Genomic DNA, 26989 nt, shown 5'->3' with positions numbered 1-26989 from the left:
TAATATAGAGATCATATCTCGTATATAATCATTCCCCATAATGATATCTATTATAATATGATTACACCAATTAATAGTCATAAAATATCAATTTATGCTGTTTTTTATAAAAGTTATTTCATCTAGATTTTAAGATATGATTAATTATAGATAATTAATAAATTAATCTAACATAATATATATAGTAAGTTTTTTGATACAGTTACATACTTATATCTTAAGTGTACTATTTAAATATTCATATATTTAATTATAATCAATAATAAAGAAAAAAGTTTTTATATAGATTAAAATCTAGTAATCATGCATGCATTATTTTTCTTTCTATAATCAATTAAATAAACAAGGATAGTTAATATATCATGAGAATATAACTACCATATTTAGATGATTTTATCATAGTATCAATAATTAATTTATTATTTGTTTTTAAATATATAAAATTTAGTAATTATAAATATAATGTATCATTAATCATTAATCATTATAAGAATTTTCTTACTATAATAATATTTTTGCTATTATTAAAAAATAATAAGGATACTAAGTATTACGTGCTTTATATCCCTGAGAATAAGGATATCTACTAAAGTACGAAAGATACTAACTAATGTTTATGCCTAAACAATATAAATTCAGTTTACCTCAGCGTTATATTGTACCAAAAAGATTTGGTGATGTACGTTTTTTAGGTCAGATGACAGAATCTGCTTATGCTTTAGAATGTGCGCATATTGCAGAAAAACATTCTGGTCTAGTAATTATTATCACTTCTAATATACAGTCAGCATTACGTATGCGACACGAAATCCAACATTTTACATTGCAAATGGTAATAACTTTATATGATTGGGAAACCCTTCCATATGATAATTTTTCACCAAATAAGAATATTATTTCTGCACGTATCTCTGTACTTTATAAACTTCCTACCATACAGCATGGTGTATTGATCTTACCAGTAAGCAGTTTAATGCAAAGAGTATGTCCTCGTGAATTTTTGCATGGATATACATTAATGATACAAAAAGGTGAAAGATTATGTCGTAAGACATTATTAAGCTATCTTGAACAAGCTGGTTATCGTATTGTAGACCAGGTTCTTGAGCACGGCGAGTTTTCATTACGCGGAGAATTACTGGAAATATATTTAATGGGCAATGATACACCTTATCGTATCAATTTTTTTGATGATAAAATTGATAGCATCCATATATTTGATATTAATTCACAGCGTATACTTAATGAAATTGAATATATTCATTTACTACCATCCCATGAATTTCCAACTGATAAAAATGCAATTAAGTTATTCCGTATTCAATGGCGAGAACATCTTGAAGTATGCCGTGATCCAGAACATATATATCAGCAGGTTAGTAAAGGTATATGGCCATCAGGTATTGAGTATTGGCAACCTTTATTTTTTCATCAAGAACTTCCACCACTATTAAGTTATTTCCCATTAAATACTTTACTAATAAATACTAGTGATCTTAAGAATGCAGCTGATAATTTTTGGTCAGATGTAAATCAGCGTTATGAGAATAGACGTACTAATCCAATGCGCCCGTTATTAACTCCAGATAAATTATGGTTACGCGTTGACGAATTATTTATTGGACTAAAAAAATGGCCTCGTATTCAACTACATACTAATATACTAAATAAAAAATATGCTAATACTAATCTCAACTATTATGACCTACCTGAGTTAAAGATTCAGGCGCAAAATAAAATACCGTTAGATAACTTATCACGATTTCTTAAAATAACTCAAGATACCATTATTTTTTTAGTGGAAAGCGAAGGACGTCGTGAAATTATGTTAGATTTATTATCTTGTATTAATATATCCCCTGAACTTATAATTCGTATTGAAGATGCCGAAATAGGTAAAATACATATAATGCAGGGTTCTTGTGAACATGGATTTATTAATACAACACTTAAATTGATATTAATTTGTGAAAATGATTTACTTGGTACAAAAATAAGTCGTATCCAACAAAATAATTATAATCAAGCTAAGATTAATCATTTAATCCAGCATTTTGCTGAACTCAGCATTGGCGACCCTGTAGTACATTTAGAACACGGGATAGGTCGTTACGGAGGAGTTATTATTTTAGAAATCGGTGGAATAAAAAACGAGTATTTTATTTTAAACTATGCAGATGATGCAAGACTTTATGTACCAGTGTCCTCCCTGAATTTACTTAATCGTTATTTAGGCGGTGCTAATGAGAGTATTCCTTTACACAAACTAGGAAGTGATGCGTGGGCTAGATTGAGGCAAAAAGCAGCTGAAAAAGCTAGTGATGTAGCTGCTCAGCTATTAGATATTCATTCTATGCGCTTAGCAAAGATCGGTTTTGCTTTTAAACAAAATGATGAATCTTATAAACTGTTTTGTCAGAGCTTTCCTTTTAAAACTACAATAGACCAAAATATAGCTATTAATGATGTCCTTAACGATATGTGTAAACCATTACCAATGGATCGTTTAGTATGTGGTGATGTAGGTTTTGGTAAAACTGAGGTTGCTATGAGAGCCGCATTTCTAGCTGTAAATAACAATAAGCAAGTAGCAGTATTAGTTCCTACTACTTTACTAGCTCAGCAACATTACGATAATTTCCGGAACCGTTTTGCTAACTGGCCTGTACGTATTGAGATGATTTCACGTTTTCGCAGTGCTAAAGAACAGAATTATATATTACAAGATACTGCTAATGGTAAAATAGATATTCTGATCGGTACACATAAGATACTTCAAAATGATATACATTGGAGGGATTTAGCTCTTCTTATAATTGATGAAGAACATCGCTTTGGAGTACGTCAAAAAGAAAAAATTAAAGCTATTCGTTCTGTTGTTGATCTTTTAACGTTAACTGCTACTCCTATACCACGAACACTAAATATGGCAATGGGGGGTATACGTGATTTGTCCATTATTGCTACTCCACCAGAACGTCGCCTTCCAGTAAAAACTTTTGTTAGAGATTACAATCATATTGTTATACGCGAAGCCATCCTCCGCGAAATTATGCGTGGTGGTCAAGTCTATTATTTATGTAATAATATTAAGAATATAGAAAAAGTTGCCCAACATTTATCTACACTTGTACCTGAAGCACGTATAAAAATTGGCCATGGACAAATGCAAGAACGTGCATTAGAGCTTGTTATGAATGATTTTTATCATCAGCGTTTTAACGTTTTAGTATGTACAACTATTATTGAAACTGGAATTGATATTCCAAGTGCTAATACTGTGGTTATTGAGCGTGCAGATCTTTTTGGTGTAGCACAGTTACATCAGTTACGTGGTAGAGTTGGTCGTTCATTTCATCAGGCATATGCCTATTTATTAATACCACCTTTAAAAGTTATTTCTAAAGATGCACAAAAACGTTTAGAAGCTATAAGTTCTTTAGAAGATTTAGGAGCAGGATTAACTTTAGCTACACATGATTTAGAAATTAGAGGCGCAGGTGAAATATTAGGTAGTAGTCAAAGTGGTCAGATAACTAGTGTAGGATTGTCTTTATATATGGAATTATTAGAAAGAGCAGTTGATGCACTAAAAGTAGGACGAGAGCCTGCATTGGAGGATATTACTAGGAATCAAGTAGATATAGAGCTTCGTATACCTACTTTATTACCGGATGATTATATTCCTAATGTAAATACCCGTTTGTCATTCTATAAGCGTATAGCTAGTGCTCAAAGCAATGATGATTTAGAAAATTTAAAGGTTGAACTGATTGATCGATTTGGTATTTTACCGCATTCTGCTTGTAATTTAATACAAATAGCTCAATTGCGTTTAGACTGTATGGTTATAGGTATTAATCGTATTAATAGCGACCAGAAAGGTGGTTTTTTAAAATTTAGTGATAAAAATAATATTGAACCAATTATATTAGTTAAGTTATTGCAAAACAAATCCCATATATTTAGTATAAAAAATAACAACCAGTTAGCTTTTGTTATTGATCTGAGTGAGTATAAGGTACGTATAAAATTTATTGCCGATTTGTTAGTTTTTTTAAAAACATAAAGATAGATAAGTAATTAATAATATTAATAGTAAAAAAATGCAAGAATTTATGATAGATGTTTATATATTAATTATTGATTTTTATTACATAAAAAACTTTTAAATCAATTCAGTTTAAATATATAACAAGTTATAGAGGTATTTTATTAAATATAGTACTTGAGAGATTAATTTCTATATAAAATTTTAATTTTTATATATTATTTTATTTTTATTATCATTCATTGTAATAATTAAATTTTATATATAGCTAATATTTTATCTTTATTTGGATGTATAAAATATTTTCTTACTACAATCCTTACTAATATTACTTAATATATATCTTAAGTAATATTAGTCGCTATAATGATCAATCTTTAATATAAGATTAGATAAAAATATTATTAATAGTCTTATTAAGATAAGATCTTAATAGATAATTATTTTAAATAAATATACTAAATTAAATATAAATTATTTAATTTTTATTAAAATTCTTAGTTATAAAAAATAAAATAAGAAGAATATCCATATTACCCCCATTTAATATTTTATATGTTATATGTAAAAAATGAGTAGAATTAATAATTACTATAATTTCAATTATAATAAAATATAGATACTCAAATAATTATTTGATTTGTAGAACACTTATATAAATAAATAGTTATTATAGTATGTATTTTTAATACATACTAAGCAATTATAGATAAGATCTATATCTAAACTTAGATTGTATATCTAAATAAATAGAATACTAATAATTCTATTATGTATATACTCAAGAGTATCATTAGAGAATTTTTATTCTTATTTATCATGAGTTCAAAATAGATTGACGCTTTCTTTTAGATGGTCTACATCTCTAAAAGAGAGATATAATAAAACATATATATATTTTTATAACTATAATTGTATAATTTAATAGATAGTTAAATGGATTACTTCTATATTAATTTATTAAATAATAATAAATTATAGAATATATTTCTTTCTCTTTTAGAGTCACCTTAATTTTATTAATAGTTTTTACTTTTATACCTTCTGAATTGCTCTAATAAAAGTATTAATATTTAGTAGAGACATGGTATATATTTTTTTAATAAAATACGATAAATATTATTATATGTTTAGTATATATTGTTATTTAGTAAAATCTTACTAAGATATTTACGACTAATAATTAATATTTCAAGGGTAGTAATATAGCAGTTGTTATTTATAATAAATAGGTAATTTACTATAAATTTATGTACATTTTATTTGTACAAATAAAATTAATTGATTTCTTTCTAATAAATTAACTAAACTAGTATAGTTAATTTAGACTATATAGAGGTTTATATTTTAAAATAAATATTTATGACTTATAATCAGTAATATTATTTAATACAATCAGTATTACTCGTAGTATGTTAGTAATAATTAATAAAATAATACTTATTCTATACCTAGCTAAAAAATATAAGCAATAATTTATACATTAAAAAATAATTTTTGATACTGTATTGCTAGAATTTTATTCTATAATTTTTATTATTATAAGGTCTAGTTAATCACTATACCATTAAATGATAACAGGAATATATATTAAATTTTTAATCTGATATATTTAATACATAAAAGTCATTAGTATAAAATTTATGTATTAAATATAACTTTTAATTTATAACATATAAAGTATCTTTTATAAAGTTTAATAGTATATACCTAATTTAGGTTTTTTGATTATCTATATGGTACCCGGGGCGGGACTTGAACCCGCACAGCAATAAAGCTAAGGGATTTTAAGTCCCTTGTGTCTACCTATTCCACCACCCAGGTTAAATATATTTATAGGCGCGTTCCGGAGTCGAACCGGACTAAACGGATTTGCAATCCGCTACATAACCGCTTTGTTAACGCGCCAAAATATTTTTATCTAAAATATATATAAAGTTTAATTAGAGTTTCTAATATGGAGCGGGAAACGAGACTCGAACTCGCGACCCCGACCTTGGCAAGGTCGTACTCTACCAACTGAGCTATTCCCGCTGAGCTAAATACAAAAGTTAATTGATATTTTTATTATACCTAATGTTTATCTTTAAATACTTTATTTGTAAGTGTAATATAGTAGTATATTTACATTTTTTAGAAAATGCGTCAAGATGATTTTTATATAAAAAGATAATATCTTTATATTAAGATATGACTTTATTAAATTTTTAGTAAAACATTACGTTCAAAATTAAAATGTTTAAACATTAATTAGAATATTAAAATTGTTAAGATACAAAAAAGCCATGACTCTTGTTTTTATAATATAACTATTAGAATACGACAGAACAGCTATCAACAATAACATTTATACTAACTTTTAATTTTTCCTTAGCCATGAGACAGATATATTACTGTATTTATTAATTTTATTATCTATTTTAATTCTAACTATAGTAATATATATAAATAAGCACCAGGTTTATAAAACGATACTTTTATTTGTAATAGGATCAAGAAAAGCACTAAAATAAGTCATTTTTATCTGCAAAATATAAATTCAATGAATAGAAGATAAAAGGTTATTATAAATAATAAGATTTAAGTTATGTGAAATAAAATAAATACAGTAGGTATATTAAGTAGTATATATTTAAAATGGAATAATATTTCCATAAATAACTATATATTTTATATATTAATATAATACCATTAGTTTTAAATATATTACAAATATTTTCTACTAAAAATTATACAATACTGGATATTTTATAATTTTTGTTACACTAATATTTATTAACAATTATATATCCCTTTATACTATTTAATGATTACTGCGTAATGTCTTGTAGATCTACTTCCTATGTGAATTTTAGTTTATTATTATTGTGATAATTTTTGTAAGTTTTTTACGTTACTTGGTAAATAGCGTAGTTATAAATATTATTTAATATATTATGTAAGATACAATATAGGAGAACAAAGGAAGTAGGAAAACTTATCTTTTTAGGATTTAATAAAATTTCCCTAACCCTGCTTTACGAATTGTATTTGTTGTAATATCTAAAAAATTAGTTGATATTTGTTCTATAACATATCTGTTGTAGAAATTTTTTTCTTCTGCTAATAGTCCCTTATTACGATTGCTCAAATTATAACAGGTATTTTATTTTTATATTTTTTTTACTATCGACGAAGAAGAATATTTGATATATAACTATATAGTTATATCTGTATTTAATGTCGTTAATATTATTAAGTAAGTTATCTACTAATTTATCCATTTTAATTAACAACTATAAATAATATTATTATTTATTTACTCATTATACAACCTGTATCTCCATATTTTATATGGAATATATGAATAACATATCTAATAATATCTTTAATTTTTGCTACCATTTATTCATCATTGATGTGTGAGATACATTATTTAATGGAGATGTTTTTGTATATTATTGTTATATAATTTTAAGTAAAAGATGTAATTCTACGTAGATATATTTAAATACTAATCCTATGACTAGCTAATTTAAAAATAGAATTAAATATTATATCTTTCTCTTTTAACTTAAAATCAAGCAATATTTTATCATGTAGTTGGAAACTATGAATATTTTCTAAATATCATTTCTTAATAAGAATATATAATACTTTATTAAGTATAGTACCTCTATGTGCTTAAGGAAAATTACTATTACTCTCAATAATATTTCCCTGTCGAAATAATAGTACACATGTATACAGATGAATTTAGAATAAAATACAATATTAAGAATATCTATATTTTTATTATTTCTAGTAATGACCTGTTTTTGTGGTAACTATATGTACTTCTTATATCTAATTTTTAATATGTGCTACCAATTCAAAATTTAGTGTTTTACTTACTTCTTTCATTCATATATTTAGTAAATTTAATATTTGTTTATACTTGCTAGTAAGAAATAAACAAATATAATTTACTTGTTGTGTATATTTTCATTAGCAGTAACAATCTTGGTATTGTATATAAGGACTTGATCAATTGTGACAAATACTATTGTTAAATTGTCAAATAAAAAGTTGTTATATTTTCTATTGTTTATCGCGTAGTATACAAGTCAGTAAATAATCTAAAATACTCCCAATGTCTTATATTGAGCACTGTGATAAATAAATAAACTATAATAATATATACTGATATAAATAAAAGATATATTTTATCATCACGTAATAAAGATTACAGCTTAGCAATATTTTATTATTACTTATATATTATAGTTGTCTATATTGTGACTAAAATAACTAGATAGAAGTTTTTAAGATCTTTAACTTTATCAATATAAATCATTGCACCATTTGAATTATATATGTAATATATAATTAGAATCATTAGTTATTGTTTTTTTTAAAATCCTATATGTTGAAAATTTTTAATTACTTTAATATATCTCTATTAAATAATACGATTATAAATCGTTAATTAATAATTTTTATTCATATAATGTCATGTATAATATTTAGTTTGCTTTTATATAAGTCTAACTATTATTTCTTAGTATGATTTTAATAAATAAGTCTATAAATATTATTCCCTGTATAATTTGATATATAAAAAATAATTTTACTAATAGATATATCTCTTAAAATTTTGTGATAGTTACTTTGAATACTATACTCATTAAGTAAATATTAAATTTAACTTATAAAATAATATAATTAATAAATTTAAATATAAAATATTATAATTTTTAATATTTATACATTGTGATGACATTTTTAATTTCAAATATATTATATCCTTTTTATATTTTTTTTATCGTCATTGTTTTTATAATATATGATAACTATAATTAAAAATGATAGACCTACAATGTTATGAAAAATCTTTTATAGAGTTTTATGTATAATTTTAAATATAAGAATTGCAAGATTAAAATATCGACACATTATTTTATGAATATTGCTAATTTTATATGTTATATAAATAACTTTTAATTCCTTTCATATTTTTAGTAATATATTTAATAATTGTTATTATAAGTTATTAATAATAAATAAAAGAATACAAATAAAAAAACATCTTAATATAAATACATTATAATATTTTTATAATTTTACAGAATAATATAGATTTTACATATCTTTTATAATTATATTGAATTAACCTAAAAATATAAATTGTATATAACATATACTATATATTATAAAAACTAAAATTAATCATTTAGATTAATATTATAATATAGAAAATATCTAAATGATAAAAATCATAAATAAATTAATAATTCACTAAAATTAAAGAAAATATGTATATTTTACCTAATGTGTTTAGGTAAAACGCATTATTATAAATCTTAGTAAATAAAATAATTATGCTAACGACTTAGGTATATTGTTTTTTATAAAATATTAAATTTTAATTTAAAAGGTATTATAAGAGCAAATTAGTCTTTATGTTAATGTAATTTATCTTATATTTTAACTTGCAAATCTTGTTTAAATCATTATTTATTACCGAAATTATTTTACTTTAATTATTTAAAGTTTTTATCTATAAAATCTATTTTTCATATTATCAGATTGACTAATTCTTTAACGTATGATCTGTATAAGTATAAATATAGATAATATTATAAATATTAGATTATACTAAAATTTTTTAGATAATTTTGGATATATTCTAATCTAGAATATTTATAAATAATATATTTAAACGATATACAAGGATAAGTGATTGTATACGTATTATATTTTTATTAGTTATAGTTTATTTTATTTATCTATAATATTAAACAATATATAATAATTATTAAATTTATATTGTGTTTTACTAATTTTTTTTATTTTCATATTTATATAATACTTAAATTTAAGTATAAATAATTTAATTAATAACCTCAGTTAATTCACTACTTCTACTTACATTTATAATATATTTAAGTATTACAGTTATACTTATATATTTCAGTATGTAATATTCTATTTTAGAAATCTAAGATATAGCTAAAAATATACTTTTATCATAGTATATGATAAAAGTATAAAATCTTAATATTAAGTGTATTAATTAAAATAAATATAGCAAAAGATTCTTAACAATTTGATATTTTTAATAAAAACAACAGTTAGTAGTATCCTACTAACGATGTAATATTTTAAATATAACTGATATCTATATTTTATACAAAATTTAAGTAGAAGTCCAGGAAAGTCCGGACTTCTTAGGTTCACTTAAACTACACTTTTATATAATAATACTTAAAACCATTTAGTATGGAATACACCTTTTCTATCAATACGCTTATAAGTATGTGCACCAAAATAGTCTCGTTGTGCCTGAATTAAATTAGAAGGTAGTAAGGCTGAGCGATAGCTATCATAATAAGAAAGTGCCGCAGAAAGGGTTGGAATTGGAATACCGTTTTGTACTGCATAAGATACTACATCACGCAAATCTTGCTGGTATTTATTAGATATTTGTTTACAATACGGAGCTAGTAATATATTAGTAATTATAGCATCGTATGTATACGTAACAATAATTTTCTGTAGTAATTGAGCGCGTATAATGCAACCTGCACGAAAAATCTGTGCTATTTCATTGTAGTGTAGATTCCAATTATACCGCTTCGATGCAGCTCTTAATTGAGAGAATCCTTGAGCATAAGCAATTATTTTTCCTAGATACAGTGCTCGCCTGACTTTTTCAATAAATATAGTTTTATTACCATTAAAAACCTGAACTTTCGGACCAAAGAGTATTTGAGAAAATTTCATGCGTTGTTCTTTTAATGAAGAGATATAACGAGCGAAGACAGATGATGTTATCATAGATAAGGGTTCTCCTAGTTCTAAAGCGCTTTGGCTAGTCCATTGACCAGTACCTTTATTGGCAGCTTCATCTAGAATTACATCAATTAAATACTTTCCTTCTTCATCTTTTTTTATAAAAATATCTTTAGTAATATCTATTAAATAGCTATTTAACTCACCTTTATTCCATTCAGTAAAAATAGTTGATAGATCTTTGTTAGATAAATTAAGACCATACTTTAGTAAGGAATAAGCTTCAGCAATTAGCTGCATATCACTATATTCTATACCGTTATGAACCATTTTTACATAATGACCAGAGCCATCAGGACCAATATAGTTTACGCAGACTTCACCATCTTCAGTTACAGCAGCAATCTTTTTAAAAATTGGAGATATTAGATCATATACATATTTTTTTCCTCCAGGCATAATAGATGGTCCCCTTAAGGCACCCTCTTCACCTCCAGATATGCCTGTACCAATTAAATGAAAACCTTCATATGATAATTCATGATGACGACGTATAGTATCTTTAAAAAAAGTATTACCACCATCTATAAGGATGTCTCCTTTTGTAAGATAAGGTTTTAGAGATTGTATAATTTGGTCGGTAACTATACCAGCTTGAACCATAAGGAGGATGCAACGAGGTTTTTCAAGTGACTTAACAAAGTCCTGTAAAGTATAAAAAGGTACTAATTTTTTACTCGGATGATCATAAATTACTGTGTCGGTTCTATTCTTAGAACGGTTAAAGATTGATACGCTATAACCATGGCTTTCGAGATTAAGTGCTAGGTTACGTCCCATAACTGCCATACCGATAACACCAATTTGTTGTTTAGACATTTAAACCTCTTATAATAGGAGATTATACCTACAGATAATTTATCTTATAGCATATATCTTGCGGATATTTCACTTAACTTATTTCTATATTAGAATAGCAGTTGATGTAATCAATTTTTGATACTTATCAGTTTTATATATAAAAACTATACTGTAAATTTAAAATATTAAAATATTTGATCTAATAACTACCGATATATTATATATAGGCAGATCTTTAATCGATTTTATTAAAATTATAAAACAATATAAAATTTGTTATTATAATTGAGCACAGTAGGATTATTTTATTATATAGTAGATTGATTATCTTATAATAACTTATATAAAATTGCTAATGTTATTATGGTTAGTATTTTATTGAATCAATAATATATTTATTAGCATATTCTTATTTGTGATTGTGGTCATAACATAATGTATAATTATTTTAATAATCCTATTTTTATTAGAATTTTAATTTATTAATACAAAAAGCATTACACTTACTTTAAGTGGTAGACTTAAAGTAATTACCTAGTAATTTTTTTAATGGAGAAGTGATTATTTAAGTAAATCAAGTGAAGTAAAAATCTTCTTTCTTAGTTGTATTATTTTAGTATAGAGACTACTGTTTTTATATATTTAATACATACTTATTTGTAGTTATAGATAGTTCATATATCAAAGATAAAGTAGTCAATAACTTTATTAATTTATAAAATTTTGATATAAGCAATATAGTAACATGTGTATTAATTTTTAATTAAAATATTTATTACAGTCCTTGTGAAATTAACAATAAAAAATTGTTTTACTGTTTATTATTTTTAGCAACTTTGACAGCGTCAAAGTATTATATTTTGTATTAAGTACGTATACTGAATGTTTATATCATCATACTATTATAGTCATTTAATTGATATAAAAAATTCTTGCTTAATTTTATTGTTATAAAAATAATTATTTCCATTTGTTTTAATAAAGTCTTACTAAATATAAGAAATCTACCATAATTTTTATTAGATTAGCAATGTATTAAATTTTAATTATTTAGAATAATTTAATTCAAGTTGTTATATTATAATATTATTAGTAATAAACTAAAATAGTTATTTAGTAGAATGTTGAATAAGATAAAATGTCTTGTATCTATATTGATTAAATAATTAATCAAATTATTTCTATTATTTATATGATCTTATTAAGTTATCTTAAATATCTTATTTGTTTTTATTTATTTATTAATAACTTATGTTTACGGGTTATTCGATAGTAATATAGGTTCTTCTTGACCTTCAATAACATTTTTATCAATAACAACTTTTTTAGCGTTTGTTATTGAAGGTAAGTTATACATTGTTTCTAGTAATGCTGCTTCAATAATAGAACGTAAGCCACGAGCACCTGTTTTTCGTGCCATGGCTTTTTTAGCTATTGCAATAAGGGCTTCATCGAGGAATTCTAAATTTACACCTTCCATTTTAAATAATACTTGATACTGCTTAGTTAATGCATTTTTTGGTTGTTTAAGAATTTTAATTAAAGTATTTTCATTAAGCTCATTAAGTGTAGCTACAACTGGTAATCGACCAATAAATTCAGGAATTAAACCAAATTTAATTAAATCTTCTGGCTCTGTTTGAGTTAACAGATTACTTTCAGTAGTTTGTTCGTATACTTCTTTCTTAACTGTTGCACCAAAACCTATACTAGTGCCAGTATAGACACGTTTACTAATAACTTTATCTAAACCAGCAAAAGCACCTCCACATATAAAAAGAATTTTAGAGGTATCTACCTGTAAAAATTCTTGTTGTGGATGCTTACGACCTCCTTGTGGTGGAACTGCAGCAATAGTACCCTCAATTAACTTTAATAAAGCTTGCTGTACCCCTTCTCCTGATACATCACGGGTGATTGAAGGATTATCAGACTTACGAGAAATCTTATCAATTTCATCAATATATACTATACCACGTTGTGCTTCTTGTACTTCGTAATCACATTTTTGTAGTAGTTTTTGGATAATATTTTCAACATCTTCACCCACATAACCTGCTTCAGTAAGCGTAGTTGCATCCGCCATAGTAAATGGTACATCAAGAAAACGAGCTAATGTTTCAGCTAATAAGGTTTTACCGCTACCAGTTGGCCCAATTAGTAAAATATTACTTTTTCCTAACTCGACATCATTATTTATATCTTCATTGCGTAAACGTTTGTAATGGTTATATACGGCTACAGCTAAAACTTTTTTTGTCTGTTCTTGTCCTATAACATAATCATCTAAATGTTTACAAATTTGGTGTGGTGTTGGTAGAATATTAGGTTTATTATGTTGCATGACTTCTTTAATTTCTTCGTGAATAATCTTATTACACAGATCAACACATTCGCTGCAGATATATACTGATGGCCCGGATATTAACTTATGAACCTCATGTTGGCTTTTGCCGCAAAAAGAACAGCACATTAATGTATCTGGACCGTCTTTGTGTTTATCTATCATCAGTCAACCTCTTTCATTAATTCATTTACTCTGTAAATATTAATTATTTATGAAGAATACATATCAATGGCAATAAACTAATTTGCGCAAAGGGGGGTAAATCAACATAATCTTATAGGATTTATTAATAAAATATAAAGCAATCATACAATGCTTTATATTGAATATAATAGTAAGTTATAGTCAATTGTGATCTGATTTTAATTATTATATTATACACGATATACAATAAATCATACATAGGTAGAACTAGGACTAAATAGAGTTTATACTATATTTGAATTTAATCATGTTAATTACGGTGAGACATTACCGAATCAATTAAACCATATTCTACAGCTTCATTAGCCGATAAGAAGCGATCACGCTCAGTATCGCACTCTATTTCCTCTAGTGTTTTACCTGTGTGTTGCGCCATCAGTTCGTTCATACGCTGCTTAACTTTTAGTATTTCTTTGGCGTGAATTTCTATATCCGTTGCCTGACCATGGAAACCACCTAGAGGTTGATGAATCATTACTCGTGAATTCGGTAAGCAGAAACGTTTACCTTTAGCCCCTGCGCTCAATAAAAATGCGCCCATGGAACATGCATGTCCTACACAAACAGTATTTACATCAAGTTTAATAAACTGCATGGTATCATAGATAGACATACCTGCAGTGATTACACCACCAGGTGAGTTAATATATAGATGAATATCTTTTTCTGGGTTTTCAGCTTCAAGAAATAACAACTGAGCTACTATAAGATTAGCCATATGATCTTCAATATTACCAGTAAGAAAAATAATTCTCTCTTTTAACAAACGAGAAAAAATGTCATATGAACGTTCGCCACGAGGAGTCTGATCAATAACCATCGGTACTAAAGTCATATGCGGTACCAAATAATGCTCATTACTGTATAACATTAACCTCTCCTACAGAAATTACTGGGGGTATTATTCACTCTATTTTATTGGAGATTGACTTCATTAAATATGAATAATTATATGTTTTAAATATTAGTAAAATATTTATATAAAAATAAATGATCTATAAAGAAGTATAAATAAAACAAATATAGTTATATTGAATATAATATATTAGTTATTTTTTTTTAAGTGATATCAAAGTCTTATAGATAATTTTACTAGCATTTTAATATAATTTAGCTTTATAGTAAATAAGACTAATATAATATTCAGTATAAGATTTTATTTTTTATAGCAACTTCACTGAATTATAGTAAAGTAAAATTTAAAGTTTTGAAATGTATCTTTTAATTACATATCTGTATTTTGCTTATTCCAGTAGATTTATTGTTTTAAAAGTGATTAAGCAATACTTATTATTATAAGTATCTAGTTATCTTGATTTTTAAGTTAATATTTATAATAAAACATAACAGCAGGAATCATTTCCTTGATATTTTAAGTATTTTTATACTTACTTACTAAGTAACTAGATTCATTATCAAATAACCTATTATTACTTAAAAGAATAAATATTATTGTATGTTATATAGTCTATTAATATAATTAAAGAATTAATTGAAAATACTAGGTGCATCTTATAATTATTGGGTTACAATAATTGTTATTTAATAATTTATGTAGCTATCAGATCATAAATAAATACATATTAAACTTTATTAAAAGTAATTTTCTAAAAAAGCATGACAGATATTAAATTTTTATAATTTAAAAAACTACATAATCTAATTAAGTTTTTTTATACTTGATCAAGAGAATATCTTGAATGTTATTAGAGTAATAATAGTTAATATTAATAACTATCCTGCAAATATTTTTTAATGGTAATCATAATCGCATGATAAATATTATTTTTATAATGTTAGTAAAAATAAGTATATTTACTTAACCATGATCGTGATCATATATCATCTATACTAATTATATCCCTTTAATATTTTATTTATGATTTTAAAAATATATACTTAATTTATCTTATAAAAAATTATTGGGATTATAGGTTTTGATAATGATATTTAATTGTTTATACCCTTGATTATATAAATTATTATTTAATTACGCAGTTTTTTTAATGATTAATCATAGGTGATAATACTCATATTTTAGGATTTAACAACATATGGTCAGAGCTAATAATATTGTCTTATCATATTTAATACTCTTAGTTAATAAAAGAGGTAATCACGCGTATAGCAAATAACATCATTCTGATCTCTAATATAGAGAGATAGTAGTTTATAGGTAGTATTTTATAAAAAAATATAAAGTTTTTTCCTAAATTATTGGAATTTATTATAAATAACTATCATTCAACTATAATAATATTAAAATTATTATTTTAAGAGAATTTGTTATTATTATGAACTAATTATAACACCAGAAATAATAATATAAAAATATGGATTATTTTCTTTCTATTGTAATACACTTTGATATATTAAACTAGTTTAGAATATAACTCTAGTTCTTTACTCACAGCATGATATCCTATATATAATTGTATTTATATAAAGCATAATGTATATGGGGAATAATGTGTACTAGTTTTATGATAGTTACTAACTAATAACTTATATATTTTATAGTTTCTGTATGAATGATATATTATTAATTATTAATTTAGCTATTAATATATAACAAACATAATAAGCATATTTTTATGTATTGTTTTATATAATGCTTTTATGAATTTTGTAATCGCAGAGATTTTTATAATATTTTATATGACAAAAATCAACGTTGCAATTTGCGTAGTGAAAGATGATCTCTCGCGTAAAATGTTAGTATTATTATTTTGGTAAAATACCAATAATATCTTATCTATATATAAATTTTATAATTTTATTTAGTAGAGTGCTATACTACATTATATGTGATTATACTAGCATATTAAATAAGTTTAAATATATTAAAATATATCTTCACCTAATTAATTATATTAAAAAGTATTTGATATTTTGTATCTTCAGTATAATAAAATTGATATTTTTTATTTATTTGTTTAAATTATTTTTTGATCTGTATTAAAAAATATTTGATTCTTGTTATAAGACAACATTTCTTAATTGTTGTTATATATACTTGCTATTTTAGTAATACTTAGATAGAATGTATAGTTATTCTTTAATCTAAAAAGATAATCTCTAGTATTTCTGTGATAATTATTTAAAGATTGAAGTATAAACTATAAATATTACTCTTGCCTTGATATTATCATATATGATAATTTTTAAATTTTTTATCTTTTTACTATTTGGATTATTTTTCTTATGTTATTTTAGTTAAAATATAGAAAGAATAACTTACTGCTTTAGTAGTTACATGAAATGAATTTTGTAGTGATACATTATTCTGTCTTATAAGATTAGTAAAACTACATATATTTTAAGAACATTTAAAATCTAAATTAATTTTTTATCTTTTTTGAGTTGTATATATAAGAATATTATATCTTTAATATTTCTATTTAGTATAACGCTTATCAGCGGTATACTATTTTATAGTGGTATATAAATATCAAGGAATATCATTCAATTAATGATTGATATCTTATAATATAAAGAATTTTTTATTTTAAAGATCTAAATTAAAAAAATTTTATCCTAAAATGTAAAACAAATAATAGGTAAAGTTTAGATATCTCATTTATATAATGTAAAATATCTATTTAAAATAGTATATGATATGTAATCATTCTATTAGTTGTATTAATAAGTACTTTTACTGAAATAATTAGTGATTAGAGTTTATTACTTTGCTGTTTTATTTTTATTACTAATTTATTTATTTAGTATCACTGCTATTGATATAATTTACTATAACTTCAAGATATTATAGTCTATGTTTTGATTGGATTGTATTATGTAAATAATGTTTATTATTACATATGAAATTGTTTTTATTTACTACCACTCTATTATGTATTTTCTAGAAATATTATAGGTTATACAAATATAGAATGTAATTAGTACTGTATTTATTAAAGTTTTGATATAATTTTATGTAATATTATATACCTAACGTAGAATACTTAAGATAAACTAAAAGTTATCAAATCATGAGTGATGTAATAGTTATGGTATGTATTATATGAATATCTTATAATATATATATTAATCAAATAATAATAAATATAAATAATTTATCTTATCGAGTGGTTAAAGTTGTTTAAATTTTATTTTTACATAATCTTATATAATTATATTAATATATAGATATTGTTAACAAATATTACTAATATTTGTTGGGATATTAAAAATTATTGCGTTATTTTAAAATAATCAATAATATTTAGTTAGAAAAATAAATACTGTAGTAACAATGAACCTATAGTCTCATATAGGGTATATTAAAACTAATATTTATAATAAATTTACGCACTTTATTGATTCTAATAATTATATTATTAAATAATATTTTATATATTTTGATTGTCTTATTGACATATGATTTAATCATAATAGATAAAATGAAATAACACGTTATACTTTTAGTAAAATATAATTTATATATTTTATTGATATTATAAAATAATCATATGATTAAAAATCATTAGGTATAATAAATAACTTTTAACAGTAAATAGATCTATTACAACTTTTATTATATACATATTAATAGAAAAATTATAAAAATAACTATGGTTTACATTATCTTCTATCCTAAATATAATACTCTATATCAATGTTATTAGAATACTTCCAGTAGGATAGAAATTTTGTTTTAGAAATAAAGTTTAAATAATATTAATTATATATAAATTATTTCTCTTTGGTATTAATGTATGACAGGGATAATTATAAATTATATATTTAGTAATATGTATCTTTTAGATTATCTAATCTTTTAGATTATGACAATTATCTAATAATATCTAGTTAAAATAAAATCAAAAAAATAGTTCTGTTATAATTTATTTCTTTAAATATTAGAATTTTGACTGGTATATTTTTATGTATTAAATTTTAATTTATAGACTAAAATCTTTATATATAAATTGATGAAAATAGTCTTATTTCATATAACTAAAATAATGAATTATTGGTATATTAAGTAATAAAAATGTTTCTTTACTTAGTTTGTATAGTACTACCTGTTTTTTATAAACTTTTCTAAATATGAGATTGTTTTAAATGTATTATCTATAACTGATGTAAGTTAGCAATAGGAATTACTATATTCTTATACATACTATGAAATAGTAATATATAGTAATTAATACTATTGAATACATTTATGAAATGAAATTAAAATAAGTATTTAATTAATATCTTAAATCATTAAGGATAAATTAAGGTTATTTATAAATATAATAAAATAGAAAGTAAAGTTTAAAATAATATATTTTAGGTTAGTAAGGTACAGTATATGATCGATTAAATTATAATGGGAAATATTTAATTATACTAATAAAATTAATCTTATTATATTATTGAATTATATCAAAAGTATCTCACTAGTTGTTTTAAATTATTTAATAAGATTATATTTGTTTTTTTAATTACTGATTCATGATAAGTATAATTACATTAAATATTTTAAGATATTTTACTATTGCTATTTATTTTATAGGGTTTTTATTAAAATTTATTTACTGCATATTATAATTTTATTAGTATTAGAGTAAATTTTTAATTAAGTGAACTATTAATTTTTATATGTATTAAAATTTTAAATATTTACCATAATTTTCAGTAAGTTACTTACAATACTATAATTATTTTTTCTTATAAGAAAAAATAAATGCTGTTATTACTTGAATAGATATTATTATATTTAATATATTGTATTTTTAGCGCAGACAGTAATTAGATAATTAGGTATATCTTGCATATTAATTTTACTACTATTATATAGGTATTAATGATTTTACCTTAAAAAAGCATGTATTACTTTATCAATAATTTAATGTCTTATATTTATTGTAATATTTTTTAAGATAAAAGATATAATATCTTTAAATAATACTTTTACTTCATAAGTCTTAGCTATAAACTTACTGGTTAATTAAATTTATTTAATAATGTATTCATTATTAATGTTATAATAATGTTGTAATTATTCAATTAACATTTTATACTGATAAAAGATATTTTACTATAATTGAATAATTATGAGTTGTAATTTATTGTAAATGTTTAGATAAAAGTTTATATAGTTAGTGCTATATTAGTTATTATGTTATTTTAAAATTAAAGTCATCCTAGACAGGAACAATATGTCTGCAAAACCAGTAGATATTCAAATTTTTGGCCGTTCGTTAAAAGTCAATTGTCCGCTAGAACAACAAGAGGAACTTTATCGAGCTGCAGAAGATCTTAATAATAGATTGCAAGATCTAAAAGTCCGTACTAAAGTAACAAATACAGAACAATTAGCTTTTATTGCAGCATTAAATGTATGTCATGAATTAGCTCAAGAACGTTTAAGAATTAAAGATTATCATTTTAGTATTGAGCAAAAAATTTGTATTTTATATAAAATAATAGAACAGGCCCTATTAAAACAAGATACTGCAGAAGAATAAATATACAATTATTCTTTTACAGAATATTATATTTCAATAAAAAGATTAATTTAATTATTAATAAAATCAGGTAATACTTATCCTATCTAATGAATAAATATTATAAAATAATAAATCATATTAATTTTGATAATAGAGATAAAGTAATTATTTAACTATATTTTTTGAGTATGATATTTTTATAATGATATTTATTAAATATAGGGTAATCTTTATAATTAGATATCTTCTTTATGAAGAATTGTTAATCAACATATATACATGATAAGGAAATTATTTTTCTTTAAAAATTTATTCATATTTTCTTATTATATAATAACTTAATTTTATAATTTATATTAAACAAGTAGTGGATTGAAATAGACGCTCCACTTCCGTAATAAATTTCTTATCTATAAGGAATAAAATAACATGATCCCCTTGTTTAATTTTAGACTGGCTATTGGTAATAATAACTTGATCACCACGAACAATAGCGCTAATAGTTGTACCGGGTGGTAATTTTATTTCTTTTATTCTACGACCAATTACTTTTGAATTTTGTATATTGCCATCAGCTATAGTCTCAATAGCTTCAGTCATACCGCGGCGTAAAGATGATACTTTAATAACATGTGCTTTTCTTATATGCCCAAGTAGTGCAGATATCGTTACTTGTTGAGGTGAAATAGCAATATCTATAACGCTACCATCCTGTACTAAATCTACATACGCGTTTCTTTGAATGAGCACCATAGCCTTCTTTGCACCCAAGCGTTTGGCTAACATTGCTGACATAATGTTGGTTTCGTCATTATTAGTTAAAGCAATAAATAAGTCTACTTGATCAATATGCTCTTCAGTAAGTAATTCTTGATCAGAAGCATCACCATAAAATACAACAGTATTGTGTAACATTTCAGCTAGTTCATTAGCACGTTGTTGATTTTTTTCAATAAGTTTAATACTATATTCTTGTTCTAAGCGGCATGCTAGACCAGCACCCACGTTACCTCCTCCAACAATCATAATGCGTTTATATATTTTTTCTAAGTGCTGTAACTCACTAATGATCTCGCGAATATGTCGTGATTCAGCTACAAAAAATACCTCGTCACCAGCCTCAATAATTGTAGAAGAGCGTGGACTGATTGGGCGATCATGACGAAAAACAGCGGCTATACGTGTATTAATATGGGGTATATGATTTTTAAGAGCAGTTAACGCGTTACCAACTAGTGGGCCACCATAATATGCTTTTACTACCGCAAGACTTACTTTTCCTTTTGCAAAACTTACAACTTGCAGTGTACCAGGATATTCTATTAGTTGATATATATAGTTTGTAACTAGCTGTTCTGGAGAAATTATATGATCTATAGGTAAGGCAGCTGCATTAAAAAGAAATTTATTTTCACGTATATACTCAATTGAACGGATGCGTGCTATCCTATTTGGTGTATTAAATAACGAATAAGATACCTGACAAGCTACCATATTAGTTTCATCTGAACTAGTTACTGCTATAAGCATATCTGCATTATCAGCACCAGCCTCACTTAAAATTCTAGGATAAGAACTATAGCCCTGCACTACCCTTAGATCAAATTTATCTTGTAGTTGGCGTAGACGATTACTATTAGTATCAACAATTGTTATATCGTTATTTTCGCTAACTAGGGTTTCTGCTAGATTGCTACCTACTTGTCCAGCGCCAAGAATAATAATCTTCATGATATTCTCTGAATTTGCCAGTGATAATCTTGTGCAAATCTAATAAATAGATATAAAATGGAATAGAGACTAATTAACTGATTATAAATATAATTATATATTTATAATTTTTTATATAATTATATAGTTTAATAGATATATTATTTCTAATCATTATTTTAATATATTTTTCTATATTAAATATTCTGACTTTATATAATATATGCAAAAACAATAAATAATTTTTTATATTTTATCTCTACCTTTTAGATATTTATTTGCTTTTTTATTATTTTTATTAGTATTGTAGTATTATACTATAGATAAGTTTCTAATTTTATTTTGTATAATTTTTTATAAAAAAATTTATATAATAGAATATTTTTCTGTAGTAATCGCTTAAAATTTTTCATTAAGCTATTAAGCTATTAAGCTATTAAGCTATGAAGCTTATTAAGAATTTTACTAACAATTCACTATTTAATTGTGGTATTATTAAATGATTAAAAGTTAGATGTAAAATTTATTTTGAGGTAATATATAATTAGATGTGATTGATATAATCAAATATAAAATAAAATTATATTACTTAATTTTTCCTGATACTTTTAGAGTATATTTTCAGTTTTATTACTATAAAAGTGTTTTCTTATATTATATTTATGTTTTAATATTATATTAATCAAAGAGTAAGCAAGTAAGGACATAATAAATACAGAAAAATATTATACCAATTTAGATATATTTTATATTCTTTTGCATTATAAGCTATTAGTAATTAAATATGCTATTAATATTATTATATTTAATATTAATATAGTAAATTGTATATTACAAATATTTATTATATTTTCTTTGTATATTATGCTACCTTTTAATTAAAAACAACGGATCAGTATCTTTATACAATTAAAATTATCAGATAATATTTTAAGTTAAATATTAAATTTTTTTAATTTATTTATATATTACTTTTTTGATAAAAAATATTATCGCTCTAATAAATATATTATTGTAATATTTATGAATAAAACAATAATTGTCCCATTTAATTTTGTATAAAGATCTAAGCAATATTGTAATAATTTTAACTTAAAATAAATTTATTATGCATCTTTTATAAAAATCTACTTATATGCTTGTTTTAATCTAGAGTTATTAGCTACTTTCTAAGAAAAGTAATAAATATACTTTATATTTTTTATATATATTTAGGGAAAGATAAATAATGGGTACATATTATAGTTATATATTAAATATTTTAATATTTAATTAAGGATGGATTAGTTAGTGTTATAATATAGGGTATACACCTCTATTAGCATAGAGTTTTATGTTAAATTATCCAGGATGTTACTATTCTTTATTGTACTACTTTTAATAATTATAATTCCTTTCGTAATTGTAATAATTAGTATAATTATATAGCAAATATATAATTTTTAAATATTTTATATAAGTTTAGTTTATTTTTTAATTAATTATTTATAAGGTTAAACAATAAATTATTATTGCTATAACTTAAGAAGTTTTGATTTATTATTAAAAACTTTTAATTACAATTATCATGCTAATTATTTTAATTTATTTTGTATTATATCTACAACTTAAATATTTATTAAATAAATTAAATTTTAGAGGAATTAATATCTAAAATTCTTAGAGATATATTTAAATATTATTATTTATGAATAATAAAAATATATTTTTAAAGAGAAGTATTATTAAAGATCATATATAATATATACAATATTTTAGTTGCTGAGCTTATAGAGAACTAATTTTATATTAATATATAAATTGGTAGTATATCTCAATATTATAGTTTTTAAGTTTATATAAAATATATTTCTTACTATTTCTTTTAATACTTGTAATATAGATAATTGTTATTATCTTTCTTCTTGAAAGATATAAGAATTATTTTATGATATAAAATATAGTATACAATTTACTTAAATTAAAATTATACATTAGATCAGTAGTTAACAATACATATGAGGATAAAAATTTATATTTAGAGTATTAATTAATTTAATTATTAGTAATACTATTTTAAAGTTTTAAGATATATAGTTAAATTACATTATATAAAATAGAAAAAACATAAAGAATTATTTAATACTGCATTACGTAGTTTTATAATAAAATATATTAGAATTAAAGTTCGCTATATTGACTATTAAAAATATCTCTGATATTGAAATATTGAGTTGTATTAAAGCAATAGAAAATTTAAGTAGTAATTTTACTAGTAATTTGATATCTTTGTTGCTTCATTTTATTTTTTGTATTGTATATCCTTATAATTACCTAACAATGATGAGTGATTCATAATAATTTAGGTAAATTCTTAGATTACTCACCACAACTTAGTAAGTAAATACAATTTTATAGTAATTATAAAATTTATTTAATTAGTATTATAATCATAGATTAATGATTTTAGATAAATAATCTTACTACATTATCTAATGTAGGTATTTATTTTTTATATTTTATGAGTTTAAGTTAACTAATACACAAATATATAAAAATTGTAGTAGAAATTAAAATGGTTAATATTTTGCTAGAAATACCCTAAAGTATTATGATACTTATCATATCACCATATTATATCAATAACTATTATTGTTTGACCTTATTTATAAAATAAATAAATTACGACATATAGATTATATTACTAGTCTATCTTGGTAATAAGATTATTCAGTATATTTATCAAGACAACTACTTATCTAATCAGGTGGTAGTAAAACACCTGATTTATTTGTGATATTACATATTTTATTAGTATGACTGTTATAGTTCTTCAAGAACTATTGTATAAATAATAATATGTATAAGGTTATGGAATAAAAAACTTGAGATTATTGAATCAATTAAGATGGTATTTTCTTCGTGAATGGCAGAGATATTTAGGGTCTGTAATTTTATTAATAATAATTTCCATTCTTCAAGTTATACCGCCTCATATTGTAGGTATTGTAATTGATGGGGTATTGAATCAATGTATGCCTAAGAAGGTTATTATATTCTGGATTTCTATTTTATTAGCAATTGCGGTTATAGTATATTTACTTCGTTATGTTGGGCGTATTCTTTTATTTAGTGCTTCTTATCTACTTGCTGTTGATTTACGTAAAAAATACTATACTCAGCTGAGTTATCAGTCTCAGGATTTTTATCAGCGTCATCATACAGGAGATTTGATTGCTAGAGCTACTAATGACGTTGATTATGTAGTATTTGCAGCAGGAGAGGGGATATTAACTCTTATAGATTCGCTAGTGATTGGATTGTCAGTATTCTTAATTATGAGCACACAGATTAGTTGGGGTCTTACTATTTTATCTCTGCTACCAATGCCAATTATGGAAATTCTCATTAAGCATCAGGGAAACCAATTATATACAAGATTTAAGTCCTCTCAGGATGCTTTCTCTATATTATATTCTCAAACTCAAGAAATCTTAACTAGTATTTGCATGATTAAATCTTTTGGTCTTGAAAACCATCAATCTAACAGATTTAAAAAATTTGCGGTAAAAGCAAGTATGCGTAATATGCATGTAGCAAAAATTGATGCATGTTTTAATCCAATTATTTATATAACTATTAGTTGTTCACATTTATTAGCAATTGGCGGGGGCAGTATAATGCTAATGCATGATCAATTAACTTTAGGTCAATTAACTAGTTTTATAATGTATTTAGGATTAATGATTTGGCCAATGTTAGCACTAGCCTGGATGTTTAATATTCTTGAGCGTGGTAGTGCCTCTTACAGTCGTATTAGTAGTATTCTTTCAGAACAGTCAGCTATTATAGACGGAGTAAAAACATTACCAGAAGGACGAGGTAAACTAAGTATGCATGTAAAGCTTTTTTCTTATAGGAAAGATAGTTGCCCAGTTCTTTATAATGTTGATTTTAACTTGTCTCCAGGACAAATACTAGGAATATGCGGTCCTACAGGATCAGGTAAAAGCACCCTTCTCTCCCTAATTCAGCGTCAGTTTGATCCCAGTAAAGGAGAAATTTATTTTCATGGAATTTCTTTACGTAAATTACGTTTAGAAGAATGGCGCTCTAGACTAGCGGTAGTCAGCCAAATGCCATTTCTTTTTTCTGATTCTATTTCGATGAACATTGCGCTAGGTAAACCAGAAGCAACTCAGGGTGATATTATACGTGTAGCTAAGATAGCTAATATACATGAAGATATATTATCCCTACCAAAAGGATATCAAACTGAAGTAGGTGAGCGTGGTATAATGCTTTCTGGCGGGCAAAAGCAACGTATTGCTATCGCCCGCGCGTTGTTATTGAACTCTGAAATTCTACTTTTAGATGATTCATTATCTGCAGTAGATTATCAGACAGAGTATAATATTTTGCATAATTTGCGTGAATGGGGTTATGACAAAACGCTTATTATAAGCGCACACCGTCTTTCTGCTCTTACAAAAGCAAATGAAATTATTGTTTTAAAAGAGGGAGTAGTAATTCAACGTAATCAACATAGTAAACTTAGTAAACAAGATGGATGGTATAAAGATATGTATCATTTCCAGCAAATAGAAGCTAGGCTTAATGAACCGTGTTCTTAATACAAGA

At 23.7% G+C, this 26989-nt stretch carries 8 protein-coding genes and 3 tRNA genes; 3 read left to right on the top strand and 8 right to left on the bottom strand.

The features are described from left to right. Nucleotides 1-616 precede the first annotated feature (616 nt). Nucleotides 617-4069 carry a transcription-repair coupling factor gene (gene mfd, locus K0T98_RS02510; protein WP_225639282.1) on the top strand — a complete coding sequence of 1151 codons (3453 nt, stop codon included), beginning with the start codon at nucleotides 617-619 and terminating at the stop codon, nucleotides 4067-4069. Nucleotides 4070-5788: 1719 nt separating this feature from the next. Here the strand turns inward: mfd and K0T98_RS02505 are convergent. From K0T98_RS02505 to clpP, 7 genes are all read right to left on the bottom strand, one after another. Beyond that, nucleotides 5789-5875: transfer RNA gene (locus K0T98_RS02505), tRNA-Leu, on the bottom strand. A 13-nt stretch (nucleotides 5876-5888) separates the two neighbouring features. Next, nucleotides 5889-5959 (bottom strand) — tRNA-Cys (locus K0T98_RS02500). Nucleotides 5960-6009: 50 nt separating this feature from the next. Further along, nucleotides 6010-6085, bottom strand: a tRNA-Gly gene (locus tag K0T98_RS02495). A gap of 958 nt (nucleotides 6086-7043) precedes the next feature. Beyond that, nucleotides 7044-7181 carry a hypothetical protein gene (locus K0T98_RS02490; RefSeq protein WP_225639281.1) on the bottom strand — a complete coding sequence of 46 codons (138 nt, stop codon included), beginning with the start codon at nucleotides 7179-7181 and terminating at the stop codon, nucleotides 7044-7046. A 3095-nt stretch (nucleotides 7182-10276) separates the two neighbouring features. Continuing rightward, nucleotides 10277-11683 (bottom strand): NADP-dependent phosphogluconate dehydrogenase, encoded by a 1407-nt coding sequence (gene gndA / locus K0T98_RS02485; RefSeq protein ID WP_225639280.1) that lies wholly within the window; start codon nucleotides 11681-11683, stop codon nucleotides 10277-10279. A gap of 1237 nt (nucleotides 11684-12920) precedes the next feature. Continuing rightward, nucleotides 12921-14174: an ATP-dependent protease ATP-binding subunit ClpX gene (gene clpX, locus K0T98_RS02480; protein WP_225639279.1), complete on the bottom strand. Its 1254-nt coding sequence runs from the start codon at nucleotides 14172-14174 to the stop codon at nucleotides 12921-12923. Between the two features lie 292 nt (nucleotides 14175-14466). Then, on the bottom strand, nucleotides 14467-15087 hold the full coding sequence (clpP, locus tag K0T98_RS02475) for an ATP-dependent Clp endopeptidase proteolytic subunit ClpP (protein WP_225639278.1): 621 nt from the start codon (nucleotides 15085-15087) through the stop codon (nucleotides 14467-14469). A 5281-nt stretch (nucleotides 15088-20368) separates the two neighbouring features. Here clpP and zapA point away from each other — a divergent pair. Beyond that, nucleotides 20369-20677, top strand: coding sequence for a cell division protein ZapA (gene zapA, locus K0T98_RS02470; protein ID WP_225639277.1), 309 nt, complete (start codon nucleotides 20369-20371; stop codon nucleotides 20675-20677). A 333-nt stretch (nucleotides 20678-21010) separates the two neighbouring features. Here zapA and trkA read toward each other — a convergent pair whose 3' ends face one another. Continuing rightward, complete coding sequence (gene trkA, locus K0T98_RS02465) at nucleotides 21011-22390, bottom strand: Trk system potassium transporter TrkA (RefSeq protein WP_225639276.1); 1380 nt, start codon at nucleotides 22388-22390, stop codon at nucleotides 21011-21013. Nucleotides 22391-25233: 2843 nt separating this feature from the next. Between trkA and K0T98_RS02460 the strand changes: the two genes are divergently transcribed. Continuing rightward, nucleotides 25234-26982 carry a SmdA family multidrug ABC transporter permease/ATP-binding protein gene (locus K0T98_RS02460; RefSeq protein WP_225639275.1) on the top strand — a complete coding sequence of 583 codons (1749 nt, stop codon included), beginning with the start codon at nucleotides 25234-25236 and terminating at the stop codon, nucleotides 26980-26982. The last annotated feature ends 7 nt before the right edge of the window (nucleotides 26983-26989 follow it).

It is taken from the genome of Candidatus Profftia sp. (ex Adelges kitamiensis) (genome assembly GCF_020342455.1).
Taxonomy (GTDB): domain Bacteria; phylum Pseudomonadota; class Gammaproteobacteria; order Enterobacterales; family Enterobacteriaceae; genus Profftia.
The sequence above is the reverse complement of the archived record's forward strand: the minus strand, read 5'-3'. Positions and strand labels throughout refer to the sequence as shown.

Bases quoted from the DNA above. Each gene is read 5' to 3' on its own strand.
- clpP (WP_225639278.1), bottom strand. From the start codon at position 15,087: ATGTTATACAGTAATGAGCATTATTTGGTACCGCATATGACTTTAGTA.
- clpX (WP_225639279.1), bottom strand. From the start codon at position 14,174: ATGATAGATAAACACAAAGACGGTCCAGATACATTAATGTGCTGTTCT.
- zapA (WP_225639277.1), top strand. From the start codon at position 20,369: ATGTCTGCAAAACCAGTAGATATTCAAATTTTTGGCCGTTCGTTAAAA.
- mfd (WP_225639282.1), top strand. From the start codon at position 617: ATGCCTAAACAATATAAATTCAGTTTACCTCAGCGTTATATTGTACCA.
- gndA (WP_225639280.1), bottom strand. From the start codon at position 11,683: ATGTCTAAACAACAAATTGGTGTTATCGGTATGGCAGTTATGGGACGT.
- trkA (WP_225639276.1), bottom strand. From the start codon at position 22,390: ATGAAGATTATTATTCTTGGCGCTGGACAAGTAGGTAGCAATCTAGCA.